Genomic DNA, 20,551 nt, shown 5'->3' with positions numbered 1-20,551 from the left:
TTATCTTGCGAGTTCTATTTACTGGCGCAGAATGTGCACCATTTTTCAAGACCGGCGGTTTAGGAGATGTATTGGGTTCTTTACCTAATCAATTAGCAAAAAGTGGAGTAGATGTTGGTGTAGTGTTACCACTATATCAAGATTTACCAGAAGAATATCGAAATAAATTACAATATCAGGGTAATTTTATTGTTCCGGTTGGCTGGAGAAACCAATATTGCGGGGTTTTTACCTTAAAAAGAAATGGTGTAACTTATTTCTTTATTGATAATGAATATTACTTTAAAAGACCTGGTGTATATGGATATTATGATGATGGTGAGCGTTTTGCTTACTTTCAACAAGCAGTAATTATGATGATGGAGCGTTTTAACTTTATACCAGATATTTTACATTGTAATGATTATCACACTGCATTTATTCCCTTCTTATTAAGAGAAAAATGGGGATTTGTGCAAGCTTATCAAAATATTAAGACTGTTTTAACTATTCATAATTTAGAATTTCAAGGTAAATATAATGCGAAAACTTTGCCAGACTTCTTTAGTTTGGGCTATGATTGGTTTGATAGCGGTATCGTTAGAATGGATAATGATGTCAATTGGATGAAGACTGGTATTTTGTATGCAGATCGAGTAACCACAGTTAGTCCATCATATGCTCGAGAAATTCAAACTCCTGAATATGGTCAAGGACTTGATGGCATACTTAGAATGTGTTCGCATAAGTTAACTGGAATTTTAAATGGAATTGATTTTGATAAATACAATCCAGAAACTGATCCAGATATTCATACACACTATAATGTAAAACGCTTACGTAGAAAAGATAAAGACAAACGTGCTTTGCAAAAAGAAGTAGGATTGCCAGTGAAGTCTGATGTGCCGCTAATTGGGATGGTTTCAAGACTAACTGCACAAAAGGGTTGCCAACTTTTAGTTGATGAATTGGACAATATTTTACAATTTAATGTTCAAGTTGTCATTTTAGGTAATGGAGATCCTTATTATGAACAACGCTTAAGTGAAATTGCAAATCGCCACAGTGATAAGATGAAGTTGATTTTGGCTTTTGATGTAAAACTCGCTCAGCGGATATATGCTGGTGTTGATAGTTTTTTGATGCCTTCAGCATTTGAGCCTTGTGGATTATCTCAATTGATTTCGTTAAGATATGGTGTTTTGCCAATCGTTCATCAAATTGGAGGATTGGCTGACACTGTATGGGTTTATGATAAAACAAAAAACGAAGGAGATGGCTTTGGCTTTAGAGAATTTAATGGTTATCAAATGGTACAAGCAATTAAAAAAATGCTAATTATGTACCAACAAAAAAACAATTGGCAAAAAATGCAACGTACAGCTATGAAATCTGATTTTTCTTGGAAAAATTCAGCGGATAAATATAAATGGATGTACGGCGAGTTAATAGGTTAAAAGATGATCAAATGCAAATAACAAAAGAAGAATTTAAAAATCGTTTAGAAAAGGAATTAGACGATCATTTTGAAGAAGATATTTCAGAAGCTAGTAATCATGATCTTTATGTTGCAATTAGTTCGATTGTTAGAGATGGTTTTGCTCCTGAATGGCGTCAGACAAGAATCTTAGAAAAGCAAGAACAACAAAAGCAAGTTTATTATTTTTCAATTGAGTTTCTACCTGGGACATTATTAAAGAAAAATTTACTTAACTTAGGCTGGCTTCAAACAGTTCGTGAAGCTTTAGATGATATGAATTTGAATCTTGATAAAATTGCAGAATCAGAACCAGATATGGCTCTTGGTAACGGTGGATTAGGTCGTTTGGCTGCTGCTTTTATGGATTCATTAGCTTCTACTGGTTATACAGGAAATGGTAATGGTATCAGATACAAATACGGTTTATTTAAGCAGAAGTTTGTAAATGGATATCAAAAAGAACTTCCAAACGACTGGCTTAAAAAAGAAGATAGCTGGGAAGTTAGACGAGAAAGTAAATCAGTTCTTGTTCGCTTTGGTGGAAAAGTTAATATGGTTGACGATGATGGCTGGTTAGTGCCGCAATATGAAGGCGAACGTGTAGTTAGAGCTGTACCATATGATGTTGCTGTAGTTGGATACCAGGATGGAATTACTAATACTTTACGGTTGTGGGATGCAGAAATTCCATCAGAAAATGAGCTTGATTATCCAACAATTGCTGATAGAAGAAAAGTTGAAGATATAACTTCAATTCTTTACCCAGATGATTCTAATTATGAAGGAAGATTGCTTCGACTTAAACAAGAATATTTCTTTGTTTCAGCTGGAATTCAAAGTATTCTGAATTATTATACTCAGGATTTAAAGCAACAAAACTTTGAAAAGTTACCAGATTATGTAGCAATTCACATTAACGACACCCATCCTGCAATGGCAATTGCTGAAATGATGCGTTTATTAGTTGATAAATATCGAGTTGATTGGGACTTAGCTTGGCAAATTACTCAAAAAACAATGAGTTATACCAACCACACAATTATGGCTGAAGCAATGGAAAAATGGGATGTTAATATGATGTCCGAGCTTCTTCCTCGAATTATGCAAATTATTACAGAAATTGATAGACGTTTTTGCGAAAGCTTAAAGGGAAAAGTTAATGATGATGTAATTGATAGAACTAAAATTATCAAAAATAATCAAGTTCAAATGGCTCATTTAGCAATTATTGGTTCTCATTCAATTAATGGTGTAGCCGAATTACATACTCAATTATTAGAAACAGAAGTTTTAAAGGACTTTTACAACTTATATCCTAACCGCTTTAATAATAAGACAAATGGAATAACTTTACGTAGATGGCTTCAACTTGCCAATCCAGATTTGTCTGGTTTATTAGATAAGACTATTGGAAAAAAGTGGCGTAAAGATAGTTCTGAATTATTAAAGTTTGAAAAATACCATAACGATGATCAAGTTTTAAAAGAATTAGGAGATATTAAGCTTAAAAATAAGGTTAAACTGGCTGGTTTTATTAAAGAAAAAACGGGTATTACAGTTGATCCTAAAGCTATTTTTGATGTTCAGATTAAGCGTTTGCACGCATATAAGCGTCAAACTCTAAAACTTCTACACATTCTTAGATTGTATCTTGACTTAAAGCAAGGAATTGATCATCCAAAACGTGTGGTAATTTTTGGTGCAAAAGCCGCTCCAAGTTACGTTTTTGCTAAGCAAATCATCAAGGTTATTAATGAAACTGCCAATATGATAAATAATGATCCAGATATTCATGGTAAGTTAAAGGTTGTTTTCCTTGAAAATTATAATGTTTCCTTAGCTGAAAAAATTATCCCAGCTGCTGATGTAAGTGAACAAATTTCAACAACTACTAAAGAAGCTAGTGGTACAAGTAATATGAAGCTTATGGCCAACGGTGCATTAACAGTTGCTACAATGGATGGTGCTAATATCGAAATTAAAGATGCAGTTGGTGAAGACAATATCTTTAGTTTTGGTTTGACTAAGGATGAAGTTTATAAATATTATACTAATCACTCATATCATCCAAGACAGATGTATGAAGCTGATAATATAATGAAGCAGACTGTAGATGCCTTAATTGATGGTACAATTCCGAATTGTTCAAGTGAGGCACAAGCTCTATTTAATAACTTCCTTGAAGATAATGAAGTATTTATGGTTTTGGCAGACTTTGAAGCTTACTTGAAGGTTCAAGCAGCTGTAGAGAAATTATGGCAGGATAAGAAGATTTGGAATCAAAAATGTCTAGTTAATATTGCTCACTCTGAACGTTTTGATGTCGATAAAACTATTGAACGTTATGCTCAAGATATTTGGCATTTAAATAAATTAAAGATTGAGAAAAGTAAGTAATCATGCAAGTAAAATATAATTCTTGGGATATTCAATATAAAAAACCATTTGGAGCAATTTATACCGGCGATGAAGTTGAATGGGCAGTTAAAATTGACGAACCAGTTCAGGAAGTTATTCTTTGGTTAACAAAAAATAATGAAGACCATGTTCCTTATAAAATGGAATATGATGATAATTTAAAGAAGTTTATTACTCATGTAACTGTTGAAAGTTCAGGATTATATCATTATTATTTTGCAATTCAAAGTAATAATCAGGAATATTACATTGAAAAGGGACCTTTTGGAATTGGAAAATTAACGCAAAATAGTTATAACATCCAGAGTTTTCAACTAACTTGTGCTGACTGTAAATTACCTGATGAAAATTGGTATAAAGATGGAGTAGTCTATCAGATTTTTCCAGATAGGTTTGCAAATGGCAATCCTAATCATGAAATAACTGGTCGTAAAAAAAATACATTTTTATATGCGACTGAAGAAGATACTCCATATTATATAAAGGGACCAGATGGTGCAATTGCCAGATGGGACTTTTTTGGAGGTAATTTATTAGGAATTCAGAAAAAAATCCCATATTTAAAAAAGTTAGGTATTGATACTGTATATTTAAATCCAATATTTTTAGCTAAAAGTAATCACCGTTATGATACTGTCGACTTTACTAAAATTGATACGATGCTTGGTACTGAAACTGACTTGAAAAATTTGGTAGAAGCTCTTCATAAAAATGGAATGCACATTATTTTAGATGGTGTATTTAATCATGTTGGTAAAGATAGTATATATTTTCAAGATGCAATTACTAGTAAAACTAGTCCTTATTATCCATGGTTCAAATTTAGCCATTATCCTGATCAATATCAATCATGGTGGGGAATTAAGACAATGCCAGAAGTTGATAAAGAAAATAAAGATTATCAAAACTTTATCTACGGTGAAGATGGCATTTTAAGTAAATGGACTAGTTTAGGGATTGACGGTTGGCGATTAGATGTAGCTGATGAATTGCCGATGGATTTTTTGAAAAATATTCGCCAACGACTTGCACAAAATAATTGTCAAGTTTTAATTGGTGAAGTTTGGGAAGATGCTTCGCATAAATTTGTTAATGGTCAATATCGTCCATACACAACAGGATATAATTTGACTGGTGTGATGAATTATCCAGCTCGCGTATTTATTATTAATTTATTAAATGCAAAAAATTCTGCTGATGAAAAAAGAGCATTTAATGCTTTAGCAGAATTAGTGGAAAATTATCCAACTGATTTTTTGCAGAATTGTTTAAATAATGTAGGTACACATGATACCGAAAGAATAAAAACATTAATGAATAATAATGAACAAAAAGTAGCAATTGCATTTGGTTTGCTTTTTATGTTGATTGGTGTTCCATGTATATATTATGGTGACGAGGCTGGTTTAATTGGCGGAAAAGACCCTGATAATCGGCGTTATTTCCCGTGGAATAATCAGAGTGATTTTCTTGAAAAAACAGTTAAAAATCTGATAGCTTTTCGTAAAGATTATCCTGTCTTAATTGATGGAAAAATTGCCTTTATCCAGATTAAATATGGAGTGAATGCAATTGTGAGATATAACAGTAAAAATGTAGTAGTTTATTGTTATAATCGCACACACGATGATGTTGTTTTAGATAGTGATGAGTTTGTTTATCATTGTTTACCGCAAACTTTATCTTCGGACTTAGCAACAAAGTTAAATCAATTAACTGTTAATAAAGAAAGTTATTTACTAAAAAAGTTTTCAAAAAACTAGTAGAAGCATTCAAAATGTAGATAAAAAACAGTAAAATAATGCTAGGGAGAAATTAAATTTTATAATTTAAGAATTGAGGTTCAAATGAACGCACAAGAAACTTTTGAAAAGTGGCAAAAAGCTACTAATTTACCAGATTATTTACAAGATCAATTAAATACTTTAGGTAAAGATGAAAAGTGGGTTGAAGACGCTTTTGGTCAAGATATTAACTTTGGTACTGCAGGAATGCGTGGAAAGCTTGAACCTGGTACTAATCGAATTAATATGTTTACTGTAGGTAGAGTAACTGAGGGATTGGCTCGTTTAATTGATGAGAATGGCGAAGAAGCTAAGAAACGTGGAGTTGCTATTTCTTTTGATTCACGTTATCATTCACGTGAATTTGCGGAACATGCAGCTAGAGTCTTAGGTGCACATGGTATTCATGTATACCTATTTGATGATTTAAGACCTACTCCAGAGTTATCATTTGCAGTTCGTTATTTAAATACTTTTGCTGGAATTAATATCACCGCTTCTCATAATGCTAAGCAATACAACGGCTACAAAGTTTATGGTGAAGATGGAGCACAGATGGCCCCAGAAAATGCCGATCGTTTATTTGCTTATGCACAAAAAGTAGAGGACATCTTTGATGTTAAAGCAGCTCCTGTTGCTGAACTTCGTGCAAATAATACTTTGCAACTTATTGGTGAAGATGTAGATGAAGCTTATCTTAATGAACTTAAGACTGTTAACATTGACAAAGATATGATTAAGCAAAATGCTGATAAGCTTAAAATTATTTATACTCCTCTTCACGGTACAGGTAAAATGCTTTATGACAGGGCGTTTAGAGAAGGTGGTTTTGACAATATTATTCCAGTTCCAAGTCAATCAATTATTGATCCGGAATTTCCAACTACAATTAAACCAAATCCTGAATACAGAGATGTTTTCAAGCCTGGTTTTAAATTAGCAGATGAAGTCAACGCTAATGTAATTATTGCAACAGATCCTGATGCTGATCGTATGGGAGCTGCTGTTAGAACTGAGAATGGTGATTTCCAAGTTTTAACTGGAAACCAAATTGCTACTTTAATGTCATACTACTTATTAGTGCATTTAAAGGAAAGCGGAAAGCTTACTAGTGATTATGAAATTGTAACTTCAATTGTATCTAGTGCTTTGCCATTTAAGATTGCAGAAGACTTTGGTATCAAGACTAAGCATGTTTTAACTGGATTTAAGTATATTGGTGAAGAAGTTGACCGTATGAAGAAAGCTAATGATGGTAAATTCCTCATGGGCTTTGAAGAAAGTTATGGTTACTTGTTTAAGCCATTTGCACGTGACAAAGACGCAATGCAAGGTGCATTGATGTTTGCGGAAGTAGCAAGTTATTATGCTTCAAGAAACATGACCGTATTTGATGGATTAAAAGAAATCTGGGGAAAATATGGTGTTTCTTATGAAATTACTCGTGCTATTGAAATGCCAGGTATTGGCGGTCAAAAGAAAATGGCTGAGTTGATGAATAAACTTAGAAATGACCACTTAACTGAAATTAATGGTCATAAAGTTATTAAGATTCAAGACTTTTTAAAGAAAGAGTCTATTGAAGATGGACAAGTCAGTGCTCTTGAAGGTTTTCCAAAATCTAATGTTTTGAAGTACTTCTTAGATGATGAAACTTGGGTTGCTCTTCGTCCATCTGGTACAGAACCTGTAATTAAAGCTTATGTAGGAGTTAATAAAAAAGATATCCAAACTGCTGAAAAAGCTGCAGAAGATTATCAAGCTTCATTGGCTGAATTACTTAAATAAAGTAAGCAAAAAACGTGCGAAAATACGTTCGTGGTAGTAAAATATAAATAAAATTCGAAAGTTGGACAATTAATTTGGTCCAACTTTTTTTCGCGAGGTGTTTTAGATGATAAAAAGGCAAAAGAATCGGAAGTTTGAATTAGTTTCTAAATTTAAACCTGCTGGTGATCAAGAACAAGCAATTGATAAATTAGCTGATGGTTTTAAAAAGGGCTATAAGGAACAAATCTTGGAAGGTGCAACAGGTACTGGTAAAACTTTTACTATGGCAAATATTATTGCCAAATTAAACAAACCTACCTTGGTAATTTCTCACAATAAAACCTTAGTTGGACAATTATATGGAGAGTTCAAGGATTTTTTTCCAAATAATGCTGTAGAATATTTTGTTTCTTATTATGATTATTATCAACCTGAAGCTTATGTACCACAATCTGATACTTATATTGAAAAAGACTCATCAATTAATGATGAAATTGATCAACTTCGACATGCTGCTACTAGTGCTTTAATGGAACGAAATGATGTTATTGTAGTGGCTAGTGTTTCTTGCATTTATGGGTTAGGGGATCCTCGTGAATATGCTAAAAGTGTATTAACTCTTCATGAAGGAGATGAGTATGAAAGAAATACTCTTTTGCGTGATTTAGTAAATATTCAATATGATCGAAATGATATTGATTTTCAACGTGGAAGGTTCCGAGTTCGTGGAGATGTAGTAGAAATTTTTCCAGCTGGAAATTCTAATCATGCTTATCGAGTAGAATTTTTTGGAGATGAAATAGATCGTATAGTTGAAATTGATTCTTTGACTGGGGAAGTAATTGGAGAAAGAGAAACAATTTCACTTTTTCCAGCTACGCACTTTATGACAAATGATGAGCAATTGAGACGCGCTCTTGGTGCAATTTCAAAAGAAATGAATCTGCAAGTTAAGAAGTTTGAAGGAGAAGGAAAACTTCTTGAAGCTCAGCGAATCAAGCAACGTACTACTTATGATATGGAAATGATGGGAGAAGTAGGTTACACTAACGGAATTGAAAATTATTCTCGTCATATGGAAGCAAGAAAAGCTGGAGAGCCGCCATACACTTTGCTTGACTTTTTCCCAGATGATTTTCTAATTTTAATTGATGAATCTCACGCAACTATGCCTGAAATTCGTGCAATGTATAATGGGGATCGTAATCGTAAAAAAACTTTAATTGATTATGGTTTTAGATTACCATCAGCTCTCGATAATCGTCCACTTAAAATTCAAGAGTTTGAAAAGCATGTTAATCAAATCTTGTATGTTTCTGCAACGCCAGGAGACTATGAATTAGAGCGAACTGATCATAAAGTTGAACAAATTATTCGACCAACTGGTTTGCTTGATCCAAAAGTTGAAGTTCGACCAATTGATGGTCAAATTGATGATTTGGTTGGAGAAATCAATAAGCGAATTGAACGTGATGAGCGAGTTTTTGTTACTACATTAACTAAAAAAATGGCTGAAGACTTGACTGATTATTTGAAAGATTTAGGAATTAAAGTTCGTTATCTTCATTCTGATATTAAAACTTTAGAGCGAATGCAAATTTTGCGTGATTTACGTTTAGGTAAATTTGATGTATTAATTGGAATCAATCTATTGCGTGAAGGAATTGATGTTCCTGAAGTTTCTCTTGTAGCTATTTTAGATGCAGATAAGGAAGGATTTTTACGAGCTTATCGTCCTCTTGTTCAAACAATGGGTCGTGCTGCTAGAAATAGCAATGGAGAAGTTATCATGTATGCTGATAAGGTTACTGATTCAATGAAGATGGCGATTGATGCTACTAATCGTCGTCGCAGTATTCAGATGAAGTTCAATGAAGAACATGGAATTACTCCTAAAACTATTATTAAACCAGTACGTGATATTATTTCAGCAACTAAGCCAGTAGATAATAAAGAAGATAGTGATAGTTTTGCTGATCTTAACTTTGATGAATTAACGGCTAAACAAAAGGCAACTATGATTAAGAATTTACGCCAGCAAATGCAAGAAGCTGCTAAAAAGCTTGATTTTGAGGAAGCAGCAACTCTTCGTGATGCAATTATGGAACTTGAAAATTCATCAAAAAAGCCTATTAAAAAGAAAGGTAAAAACATTTAATGGTAAATGATAAAATTGTTATTCGTGGTGCACGTGAACATAATTTAAAAGATGTGGATATAACTATTCCAAAAGATAAATTAGTTGTTATTACTGGTTTATCTGGATCTGGTAAAAGCTCTTTAGCTTTTGATACCTTATATGCTGAAGGACGAAGAAGATATGTGCAATCACTTTCTAGTTATGCCAGACAATTTTTGGGTCAAATGGATAAGCCGGATGTTGACTCCATTGATGGTCTTAATCCAGCAATTTCAATTGATCAAAAAACGACCTCTCATAATCCTCGGTCAACTGTAGGAACTGTTACTGAAATTAATGACTATTTGAGACTTTTATGGGCAAGAGTTGGTACACCAGTTTGTCCAAATGATAGTACTGTAATTGAAAGACAGAGTGTTGACCAAATGGTTGACAGAATTATGGCACTTCCTGAGAGGAGTAAAATTCAATTATTGGCACCAGTAGTGCGTGATAAACGAGGAGAACATAAAGAAGTCTTTAAACGTGTGCAAAGAGCAGGGTATGTAAGAGTTGTTGTCGATGGAGAAATGCATGAAATTGATGAGGACTTTGAATTAAAAAAGAATAAACGTCACTCAATTAGTATTGTGGTTGATCGTCTGATTATTAAAGAAAGTATTCGTTCACGCTTATTTGATTCAGTTGAAGCCGCTCTTCGCTTATCAGATGGATATATGAATGTTGATGTAATTGGATCAGAAATGATGAATTTTTCTGAATATTATGCTTGTCCAAAATGCGGCTTCACAGTAGGTGAAATGGAACCTAGATTATTTTCATTTAATGCTCCATTTGGAGCCTGTGATGCTTGTGACGGATTAGGAATGAAGCTATCAGTAGATGAAGATTTAGTTGTTCCAGATAAGACTAAGTCTTTAGCTAAGGGAGCATTAGCACCTTGGCAAAATTCTAAATATTATACCGGAATGCTTGAACAAGCTTGTGCTGCTCTTAAAATTCCAATGGATAAGCCTTTCAATAAATTGACAAAAAAACAAAGAGAAACAATTTTATTTGGATCAAAAAAAGAAGTTAAATTTCATTTGGAAGGTGATTTTGGGGTAAATGATACTACTCAACCTTTTGAAGGAGTAATGGTTAATGTGGAGCGGCGTTATCGCCGTCCAATGTCAAAATTTATGAGGGATGCAATGGCAAAATATATGACAGAACTTACTTGTTCAGTTTGCCATGGTAAGCGTCTTAATGAAAAAGCATTGGCTGTTAAGATAGATGGTAAAGATATTGCAGAAGCTTCAGACTTATCAATTAATAAGGCTTTAACATTTTTTAAGCAGGTAAAGTTTAATGAACAAAAGACAACAATTGCTAAGCCAATCTTGAAAGAAGTTCGTGATAGATTATCCTTCTTAGATAGTGTAGGCTTGGACTATTTAACTCTTTCTCGTTCTGCTAATACATTATCAGGTGGTGAAGCTCAACGTATTAGATTAGCAACACAAATTGGTTCTAACTTATCAGGAGTTATGTATGTTTTAGATGAACCTTCAATTGGATTGCATCAGCGTGATAACGACCGTTTAATTAGTTCACTTAAGAGAATGAGAGACTTAGGTAATTCCTTAATTGTTGTGGAACATGATGATGAAACTATGCGACAAGCAGATTATTTAATTGATATGGGACCTGGTGCTGGTAGTTATGGTGGTCAAGTGATGGCCGCAGGAACACCAGAAGAAGTAGAAAATAATCCTAAATCTTTAACTGGTCAGTATTTATCAGGTAAAAAATTTGTTCCTGTGCCATTAAATCGAAGAAAAGGTAATGGTAAAAAGATTACCGTCAAGGGTGCACAAGAAAATAACTTAAAAAATATTGATGTTGATTTTCCATTGGGTAAATTAAACGTAGTGACAGGAGTATCTGGATCAGGGAAGTCAACTTTAGTTAATATGATTTTGAAGAGAGCATTATCTCAAAAATTAAATAATAATTCTTTAAAACCAGGAAAATATAAATCAATCACTGGTTATAAAAATATTGAAAAAATCATTGATATTGATCAAAGTCCAATAGGTCGAACTCCACGCAGTAATCCTGCAACTTATACAAGTGTATTTGATGATATTAGAACTCTTTTTGCTCAGACTAATGAAGCTAAAATGCGTGGATATACTAAAGCGAGATTTTCTTTCAATGTTAAAGGTGGCCGCTGTGAAGCTTGTCATGGAGACGGAATTATTAAAATTGAAATGAACTTTTTACCAGATGTTTATGTTCCATGCGAAGTATGTCATGGAACTCGTTATAATTCTGAAACCCTCGAAGTAACTTATCGAGAGAAAAATATCGCTCAAGTTCTGGATATGACAATTAATGAAGCTACTAAATTTTTTGAAAATATTCCTAAAATTCAAAGAAAATTGCAAACAATTGTTGATGTAGGTCTTGGTTATGTAAAATTAGGTCAATCTGCCACTACTCTTTCGGGTGGAGAAGCTCAAAGAATGAAATTAGCAGCTGAACTTCAAAAATTATCCACTGGTAAAAACTTTTATATTTTGGATGAGCCAACAACAGGTCTTCATACAGACGATATCAAACGTTTAATGGAAGTTTTACAACGCTTAGTTGATGAAGGAAATACAGTTTTAATTATTGAACATAATCTTGACGTTATTAAATGTGCTGATTGGTTAATTGATTTGGGTCCTGAAGGAGGAGATGGTGGTGGCCAAATTGTTGCTGTTGGTACTCCTGAAGAAGTAGCCCAAAATAAGAAAAGTTATACTGGAAAATACTTGAAGCCAGTATTAGAACGTGATACCAAATTAACAAAAGAAGCTAAAAAATAATTCCATTTTGTTTTTAAAAAAATCTTAAGAAGTGTACAATATTATCCAAGGAGGATAAACTTATGGATAATTTTTCTACTTCAAGAAGGAGCAATGGCTTTGATTGGGGCGCCTTTATTGCTGGTGTCTTAATGGTTATTGTAGCTTTTCTTTTAATGCGACACCCAGGTAAGAGTTTACATGCCTTTGTATTACTTTTTGGTATTTTGTCAATTGTGCAAGGGTTTGTATGGTTTGCAGCTTACTCACGTTTTAGAGGATTTTTCTCACGTAGCTGGGTAACTTTGGTATCAGGAATTTTAGATATTATTATTGGTGTCTTATTCCTATGTTCATATGATATTGGTGCATTAACAATTGCTTACTTATTTGCAATTTGGTTTTTTGTTGATTCAATAGTTGGAATTGCCTTTTCATGGCATTTGAAAGATATTTCAACTGGGTATTTTGTATTTAGCTTGATTATGAATATTTTAAGTTTAATTATTGCTATATTCTTAATTTTCAACCCAGTTATTGCAATGATTAGTTTGGTGTGGTTAGTATCATTCTGGTTATTGGTATTTGGAATTAATGAAATTGTAACTGCATGGATGCATCGCTAATAAAGAAGCCGAAAGGCTTTTTTTTATGGCTGAAAATGGCACACCCGGTATGTTATAATATTTTAGAAGGAGGCTACTTTCATGGCTGAAGAAAAAAAGCAATTGCTAATTGTAACAGGGATGAGTGGCGCAGGAAAAACTGTTGCCTCTCATGCTTTAGAAGATATGGGATATTTTGTGGTTGATAATTTACCACCAACACTTCTTAGTAGTTTTTGGGATTTAATGATTAATTCTAATGATTATCAAAAAGTAGCAGTAGTTATTGACCTTAGAGTTAAGAGTTTTTATACTGATTTACTTGATGAAGTTAATTCTCTTGAAGATAATGGAAAAGTTCAAGCTACAATTGTGTTTCTTGATGCTAGTGATGATACTCTAGTTGCAAGATATAAAGAAACACGTCGTTTGCCTCCGCTTGCAGCTAATGGTAGATTACTTGATGGTATTTTGGAAGAGCGTCGGATTTTGAATCCAATCAAAAACCGTGCTAACTACATTATTGATACTTCTAAGCTTTCAACTAAAGAGCTTAGACAAAAGTTAATCAATGAATTTAGTGATTCAAAGCGTCAGCCATTTTCAATTGAAGTAATGAGTTTTGGCTTTAAATATGGAATGCCGATTGATGCAGATATTGTAATGGATGTACGTTTTTTGCCAAATCCATTTTATATTCCTGAATTACGTCCTTTTACGGGACTTGATAAGCGAGTTTTTGACTATGTCATGAATAAAGAAGAGACGAAAGTATTCTATGAAAAATTATTAGATTTATTAAAAACGGCAATTCCAGGGTATATTAAAGAAGGAAAAGAAAAATTAACAATTGCGATTGGTTGTACGGGCGGTCAACACAGAAGTGTATCAATTGCTCAGCAGCTTGCTCGTGATTTAGCTAAGAAATATCCAGTTGATATTACCCACCGTGAAGTCAGTCGTTATATTAGAAAGTAGGTGAATAGCCACAATGTCTTTTGGTGAAAATAGAATTATTCGTGTTATAAAAGCACGCCGACCTAAGGTTGTGGTTATTGGCGGTGGAACAGGTCTACCAGTTATTTTGAACGCTTTAAAAAAGCAAAATGCAGAAATTACGGCTATTGTAACTGTTTCAGATGATGGAGGGTCATCTGGTTCAATTAGAAACTTTATTAATGTTGTTCCTCCAGGTGATATTAGAAATGTTTTAGTTTCACTTAGTGATATCCCAAGAGAAGAAAAGAATATTTTTCAATATCGTTTTGATTCCTCAGATTCATTTTTCTCTGGGCATGCTATCGGTAATTTAATTATTGCAGCTTTAAATGAAATGCATGGAAATATTTTTGATGCAGTTCAGTCATTGTCAAAAATGATGCATGTTGATGGACATGTTTTTCCTGCTTCAAATGAACCATTAACTTTGAATGCAGAATTTGTAGATGGTAGTTTTGAATCTGGAGAAACTGAGATTACTTCAAAAGATAAAAGGATTAAAAGAGTTTGGGTAACTGATTCAGATTCTGATCAAGAACCAACTGCAGTTTTGCCGGTTCTTGCAGCGATAATGCAAGCTGATGCTGTAGTTTTAGGTCCGGGAAGTTTATTTACTTCAATTTTACCGAATTTGATGATTTCTAACTTAGGAGAAGCAGTTCGTGAAACTAGCGCAGAAGTAATTTATATTTGTAATATTATGACTCAACGTGGAGAAACTGATCATTTTAGTGATAGTGACCATGTTAAGGTTATTAATGATCATTTAGGAGGAAATTATATTAATACAGCTTTAGTTAATGGAGCTAAAATTGATATGAGTAAGTTTCATCCTGAAGATTATGATGAATATTTAGACCCAGTAAGTAATGATTTTGCTGGCTTGAAGGCACAAAATTGCCGTGTAATTACAGATGATTTTATTGATCAACGACATGGGTTAGTTTTTCATGATGGTGAAAAAGTAGCTAAAGAAATTATCAGTTTGGCTTTTGAAGCTATGTCACGTAGAAGAATCGCTGATAATAATGGTTAGTTATGCAAGTGATGTAAAAAAAGAGCTAACTTCACTTCCCGTGCATCCAGAGCACGCTAAAGCTGAATTAGCTGCTTTTTTGCGTATGAATGGTGTTTTAAATCTTCATAATCATGAGTTTAGTTTAGATATAACCACTGAAAATCCAGCTATCGCTCGTCATATTTTTTCATTGATTAAAGTAGCTTATGGTGTTGAACCTTTATTAATTGTTTCAAAGAAAATGAAACTAAAAAAAAATAACCAATATTTAGTGCGTTTGCAACATAATGTACAAGAGATTATGGAAAATTTACAAATCTGGGATCATGAAAAAGGTTTAGTAACTAGAGTTCCAGAAAGAATTATGAAATCTCGTGAAGGTGCAATGTCATATTTGCGAGGAGCTTTTTTGGCTGGTGGTAGTGTTAATAATCCTGAAACTAGTCGTTATCATTTAGAAATTTATTCTACTTATGAAGATCATAATAACGATTTAGCTGAGTTAATGAACAAGTATTTTTACTTAAATGCTAAAAAAACTAAGCGTCGTAGAGGTTATATCGTATATTTAAAAGAAGCAGAAAAAATTGGAGACTTTTTACATATTGTTGGCGCACTTAATGCTATGCTGGCATTTGAGGATTTAAGAATTATGCGTGATATGCGAAATTCGGTTAATCGCTTAGTAAATTGTGATACTGCAAATATGAAAAAGACAGCTTCAGCATCTGCCAAACAAGTGGAAGATATTCAGTTAATTGAGGAAAAGCAGGGCTTAGATTCTCTTCCTGAAAAATTAGAAAGTTTGGCTCGTTTTAGATTAGCTCACCCAGAATTACCTTTAAAAGAAGTAGCTGCGCAATTGCCAGATGGTCCAATTTCAAAGTCAGGTGTTAATCATCGCTTTAAAAAGCTTCGTGATTTAGCAGATAGTTTAAGAAATTAAAAAATGATGACTCATTGAGTCATCATTTTTGTTATTTAGAAGATTATTTCTTTTGGTTAACCATGATTTCATCAATTAAACCGTATTCCTTAGCTTCTTCAGCAGTTAAGTAATTATCACGTTCGGTATCTTTTTGAATCTTTTCAATAGGTTGACCAGTAGTTTCATGTAAAATTTGGTTAAGCTTTTTACGGCTCTTCAAAATTTCTTGAGCTGCAATTTCAATTTCAGTTTGTTGACCTTGAGCACCGCCAAGTGGTTGGTGAATTAAAACAGTTGAGTTTGGAAGAGCAAAACGCTTTCCTTTAGCACCACTTGTTAAAAGAATAGATGCCATTGAAGCAGCCATACCGATTGCAATAGTTGAAACATCGGACTTAATAAAGTTCATAGTATCCATAATTGCAAGACCAGATGTAATTACACCACCTGGTGAATTAATGTAAAGAGAAATGTCTTTAGTATTGTCTTGTGCGTCAAGGAATAGTAATTGGGCGATGATTGAATTAGCCATTTGGTCATTGATTTCGCCGCTAAGCATAATAATTCTGTCTTTTAATAAACGTGAGTAAATGTCGTATGAACGTTCACCACGTGCTGTTTGTTCAATAACTGTAGGTACGAGCATAAATAGCCTCCTATTATATAAATCTAAATAATTAGCACTCTTAAGAGTACAGTGCTAATTAAATCACTTACTTTTATTCATGTCAACTAATGAGCCTTAAATTTAATATTTTCGAGCTTCTTTTTAACGAATTTGTATTATTAATAAGCTTGATTTCATATTATAATACAAGTAGTGTTTAAAATTGTGGAGGGATTTTTTGAATTATACAAAATTATTAACTTGTGCATCTGCTTTAGCTGCAAGTTTTGGACTTCTTGTAAGTTCTAACAATACTACTTTTGCGGCAACTAAAGCTACACAAAAAACTGTTAAAACAAATAAAAAAGTAGCAGATAAAACTGATGCAACTGATGAAAAGAAAATTAGCTCTGATGAGCCAACTGACAATAAAAAGAAGCAACCAGTTCAAATAACCACTAGTTATGAAGTTATGACTAAGGTAGCTGGCGATAAAAATTATAAGGTTTGGCAATCAGTATCAGGTGGAAAAGTTCATAAAAAAGTAGCAGATGGAATGAACTTCCGCTATGCTCATATTCAATCTAATCAAAGTATTAAAACTAAGAAGTACACTTATTGGCTAATTTATGTAAATGGTCGACGTGTAGGTTGGGTTAATGAAAATTACTTTGCAAGAAATGTTATCGAAGCAGCTAAGAGTGTTACTTTAGTTAGAAATGATAGTCCAGATGGTGACTACAGTACTCAAAACGCAATTAGTTATGCAACTGATGCAACTGGTACAGTAGTTGATAATAAAGATATTGCTGTATCTAAAGCTAAAATTGATGCTTCTAAGCCTAAGTCTTACAATGTAAAATATACTTATGGTTCTGCTAAAGCAACAGTTAAATTCACTGTTAGAAAGAGTACTAAAGAAGGTATGGATAATAGTGCTGACAGTGTAGTTGCTAAAAAAGGACCAAGTAGTTATGATTCATGGTCTAAGCACTATGGAGCCTCAATTAACTATTTAAGTCCACAAGAATCTACTCCTGAAACTAAGTTACATACTTATTCAGCTAATGGTTTAACTTTAAGCACTAAGTTATATCAACCAGTATTTTTAAGTGTTCAAACAAGTGCTGATGATGGTCCAATTAATCGTGTTGGTCATATTCCAGAAGGTGTAACCGTTTCAAATAATTGGGCATATACAAGTCTTTTAAGTACTACAGAAGATATGAAGGGACATATTGTTGGATATGATTTAAGTAAGCTAACTGATCCATATGAACCTCAATATTTAACAGATACTTCTAAGATGAGTCAAAAGAGATTCAATACTTATGTAAAAGATATTAAAGTAAGTCCATATATTCCTGTAGGACATGGACAAGCTTTGGGCTCTACTGATAAATATGTTTATGCATTAGTTAATGACCATACTCAACATCAAACTGATTTTTCAGAAGAATTAGTTCAAATTAGAAAAAGTGATATGTGCATCAACAAGATTTGGACTGTTAAGACTTGGAATAATGGGGATTCAGAAGATTCTCGTTATTACCAAAATGCAGTAGTTGTTGATGATCATACTATGTATGGTTTATATTTCGATAAGAATAAGAATCGTTATGAATACTGGAAATTAACTCGTAAGGGAGATAACTGGTATTCAGAATTAGTTGGTGCAACTGAGGGTACAATTGTAAAGGGCAATGCTCCAGTACAAGGTTTTACTTATGATCCAGTAAATAGAAACTTTTACATTGGATTTAACGATGTAATTGCTAAAATTGGCTATGATGGTACTTTTAAAGATGGTTACCAAATTAATACAGGTCGTGAAATTGAAGGTTTGTCAATTTCTAACAATAGATTGTATGTAAACTTAGCACAACGTGCAGAGCTTCTTGAAAGCAATAAATTAACTGATTAAAATAAAAATAAGAGTGAAATTTTTCACTCTTATTTTTTTACTTTAATTTGACATTCAGGACAAAGTCCATAAATTTCTAAATGACTAGCAGAAGCGATAAAATTTGTTTGTTCTTCAGCACTTTTTCGCATTTCATTTTCTATTTGATCAAAATTAGGATAAATGACATCCGCAATTTTTCCGCAATTTTTACATATAATATGAAAATGAGGTTTAACAAAATAATCATAGTGAGTAGAATTATCACCATTTTTAATTTCAATAATTATTCCTACTTTTGCTAAGGCGTTAAGGGTATTATAAACAGTTGCTCGGTTGATTTTTTCATCTAGAGCATGATAAATCATTTCAACAGTTGGATGATTATGGTGATTCATTAAATAGCATAATATTTTAATACGAGGTTTAGTTGCTTTTAAGTTATAAGTATGAAGTAGTGTTTCAGCCTTTTCTTCTAAATTCATATTTAAAAATACCTCCAGAATGTTTTCTATAAAAATAGTTTATCACGATTAAGTGAAAAACGCTCCATTTGGAGCGTTTTAGTTTAGATTATTTCTAAATTACTTTAATCAAGTAAGGCATTATCACCATCTTGCTGTTTTTTGATGGCAGGTAAGATAAGACCTAAAGCAACTAAGACAATTGGAGTTGCAATGTTTAAAAATAGTGTAAATGGATCTGGCGAATAGATTCCTAAAATACAACAGGCGGCTGTAACTGTAAAACACCAGATTCCAGCAGTATAAGCTAGTCCTTGACTTTTTGTCATTTGATAAGAAGTTACGAACTTTTCTTGTTGCTTTCTAAGAGCTATATAAGCTGCAAATACCCAGAGATAACGCATTGGCATAGTAGTTGAATTTAATTTAACTAACTGTGCCATTACACTTTGTGCATCAGGCAAAAGTGCTTGAGCTATAATTAAGCCACCTGATAAAACAACAACCATCCAAATACCATTAATATAAGCACCATGCTTGTTTAATTTTAATAATTTTTTTGGAATAAAAGCTTTAGCTTCTTTACTGCCTAAAAGCATTCTAAGTGGAGCATCGATACTGATTACTAATGTAGAGAATTGTCCAATTACATTACACCAAGAATAGATATACATAAATAATCCACCAACATGGTAATATTCACCTAAACTTTGAAAGGCCATGTATGGACCATTTGAAATATATTCATTTAAATGATTATTAACAATTTTGGGGTCAAACATCATTGCCATAGCAAAGGTACCTAAAATTGCAGAAATCATGACCATAATAGCTAAAGCCATCATTGCTTTAGGGAAGTTTTTGGATGGATCTTGAACTTTATTTACGTAAGGTGAAATTTTTTCACATCCACCAACAGCAAATACCAAGATTGAAAGTGAAGTTAAATATTTTACATTAAAAGTTGGAAGTAAATTTTTCCAATTAAAGTCAATTGTTAAATAATTTGCATGAGGATTGAGAGCAGGTGCTGCAAACATCATAACAATGAAAAGAATTGACATAATAAACATTGAAGAACCAGCGACTGTAGCTAAACTTTTAAGAACTGGAACTCCGCGACTAGTTACCCAGCAAAAGAATAAAAATACAACTAGAGTTGCAAATTGAGTCCAAGCAGTAGGGATACTGTCATACCAATTTGTATTGCCAAAAATCCCCCATGACATTGCACGCAAGCCACCAGTTCCTTTACTTGAAATATAGACAATGTGACAAGCCCAGTAGGTCCATCCAGCATAATAAGCCCATTTTGCACCCATAGTTGCATTTACCCATGAAGAAACACCACCTTCAGCATTTTTAAAAGTGGCACCTAATTCTCCTACCATTAAGGCGTAGGGGACAAAATAAAGCAGGAACATTAAGATCCAGCTGAAGACAACCTTAGTTCCATCGAAGTAGACGAAACCATTAACAACATTACCAAATCCCCATACAGTAGAAAAGGCCATCATTGCTAGTGTCGACCACATCATTTTTTTGTGTTCGTTTGTAGATTCGACCATAAAATTTGTTCTCCTTAAAAATATTACCAATGTGAACCCTTCCATTATATA

The 20,551-nt window shown here is 33.1% G+C and carries 14 protein-coding genes; 11 read left to right on the top strand and 3 right to left on the bottom strand.

Annotation, left to right across the window (positions count from 1 at the left end; genetic code table 11):
- Positions 1-5 precede the first annotated feature (5 nt).
- From glgA to whiA, 10 genes are all read left to right on the top strand, one after another.
- Positions 6-1,436, top strand: a complete 1,431-nt coding sequence (gene glgA / locus ACTHPI_RS05430; RefSeq protein ID WP_445353157.1) for a glycogen synthase GlgA — start codon at positions 6-8, stop codon at positions 1,434-1,436.
- Positions 1,437-1,447: 11 nt separating this feature from the next.
- Positions 1,448-3,856, top strand: a complete 2,409-nt coding sequence (locus ACTHPI_RS05425; protein ID WP_445353156.1) for a glycogen/starch/alpha-glucan phosphorylase — start codon at positions 1,448-1,450, stop codon at positions 3,854-3,856.
- Between the two features lie 2 nt (positions 3,857-3,858).
- The gene (locus ACTHPI_RS05420) at positions 3,859-5,640 is read left to right on the top strand and encodes a glycoside hydrolase family 13 protein (protein ID WP_445353155.1); all 1,782 of its coding nucleotides are present in this window, start codon (positions 3,859-3,861) and stop codon (positions 5,638-5,640) included.
- Positions 5,641-5,724: 84 nt separating this feature from the next.
- Positions 5,725-7,449 carry a phospho-sugar mutase gene (locus tag ACTHPI_RS05415; RefSeq protein WP_445353154.1) on the top strand — a complete coding sequence of 575 codons (1,725 nt, stop codon included), beginning with the start codon at positions 5,725-5,727 and terminating at the stop codon, positions 7,447-7,449.
- A 106-nt stretch (positions 7,450-7,555) separates the two neighbouring features.
- Positions 7,556-9,589, top strand: a complete 2,034-nt coding sequence (gene uvrB / locus ACTHPI_RS05410) for an excinuclease ABC subunit UvrB (RefSeq protein WP_445353153.1) — start codon at positions 7,556-7,558, stop codon at positions 9,587-9,589.
- Positions 9,589-12,429 (top strand): excinuclease ABC subunit UvrA, encoded by a 2,841-nt coding sequence (gene uvrA / locus ACTHPI_RS05405; protein ID WP_445353152.1) that lies wholly within the window; start codon positions 9,589-9,591, stop codon positions 12,427-12,429. The genes uvrB and uvrA overlap by 1 nt, the downstream gene beginning before the upstream one ends.
- A 62-nt stretch (positions 12,430-12,491) precedes the next feature.
- Entirely contained in the window at positions 12,492-13,034 is a 543-nt protein-coding gene (locus ACTHPI_RS05400) for an HdeD family acid-resistance protein (RefSeq protein ID WP_445353151.1), read from the top strand.
- A gap of 81 nt (positions 13,035-13,115) precedes the next feature.
- On the top strand, positions 13,116-13,991 hold the full coding sequence (gene rapZ, locus ACTHPI_RS05395; RefSeq protein ID WP_445353150.1) for an RNase adapter RapZ: 876 nt from the start codon (positions 13,116-13,118) through the stop codon (positions 13,989-13,991).
- Positions 13,992-14,004: 13 nt separating this feature from the next.
- Positions 14,005-15,048, top strand: a complete 1,044-nt coding sequence (locus tag ACTHPI_RS05390) for a gluconeogenesis factor YvcK family protein (RefSeq protein ID WP_445353149.1) — start codon at positions 14,005-14,007, stop codon at positions 15,046-15,048.
- Positions 15,041-15,976 carry a DNA-binding protein WhiA gene (gene whiA, locus ACTHPI_RS05385; RefSeq protein ID WP_445353148.1) on the top strand — a complete coding sequence of 312 codons (936 nt, stop codon included), beginning with the start codon at positions 15,041-15,043 and terminating at the stop codon, positions 15,974-15,976. Before ACTHPI_RS05390 ends, whiA begins: the two co-directional genes overlap by 8 nt.
- Before the next feature lie 43 nt (positions 15,977-16,019).
- Here whiA and clpP read toward each other — a convergent pair whose 3' ends face one another.
- Positions 16,020-16,604, bottom strand: a complete 585-nt coding sequence (gene clpP, locus ACTHPI_RS05380; protein ID WP_144354994.1) for an ATP-dependent Clp endopeptidase proteolytic subunit ClpP — start codon at positions 16,602-16,604, stop codon at positions 16,020-16,022.
- A gap of 199 nt (positions 16,605-16,803) precedes the next feature.
- Between clpP and ACTHPI_RS05375 the strand changes: the two genes are divergently transcribed.
- A complete protein-coding gene (locus ACTHPI_RS05375; RefSeq protein WP_445353147.1) occupies positions 16,804-18,489 on the top strand; it encodes an SH3-like domain-containing protein in 1,686 nt (561 codons plus the stop codon).
- 29 nt (positions 18,490-18,518) lie between these two features.
- On the opposite strand, the gene ACTHPI_RS05370 is transcribed toward ACTHPI_RS05375, so the two are convergent.
- Together ACTHPI_RS05370 and ACTHPI_RS05365 are read right to left on the bottom strand one after the other, a co-directional pair.
- A complete protein-coding gene (locus ACTHPI_RS05370; protein ID WP_445353146.1) occupies positions 18,519-18,953 on the bottom strand; it encodes a Fur family transcriptional regulator in 435 nt (144 codons plus the stop codon).
- 104 nt (positions 18,954-19,057) lie between these two features.
- Positions 19,058-20,500 carry an APC family permease gene (locus ACTHPI_RS05365; protein WP_445353145.1) on the bottom strand — a complete coding sequence of 481 codons (1,443 nt, stop codon included), beginning with the start codon at positions 20,498-20,500 and terminating at the stop codon, positions 19,058-19,060.
- Positions 20,501-20,551: the final 51 nt, after the last annotated feature.

The organism is Lactobacillus sp. PSON (genome assembly GCF_052615405.1).
The sequence above is the reverse complement of the archived record's forward strand: the minus strand, read 5'-3'. Positions and strand labels throughout refer to the sequence as shown.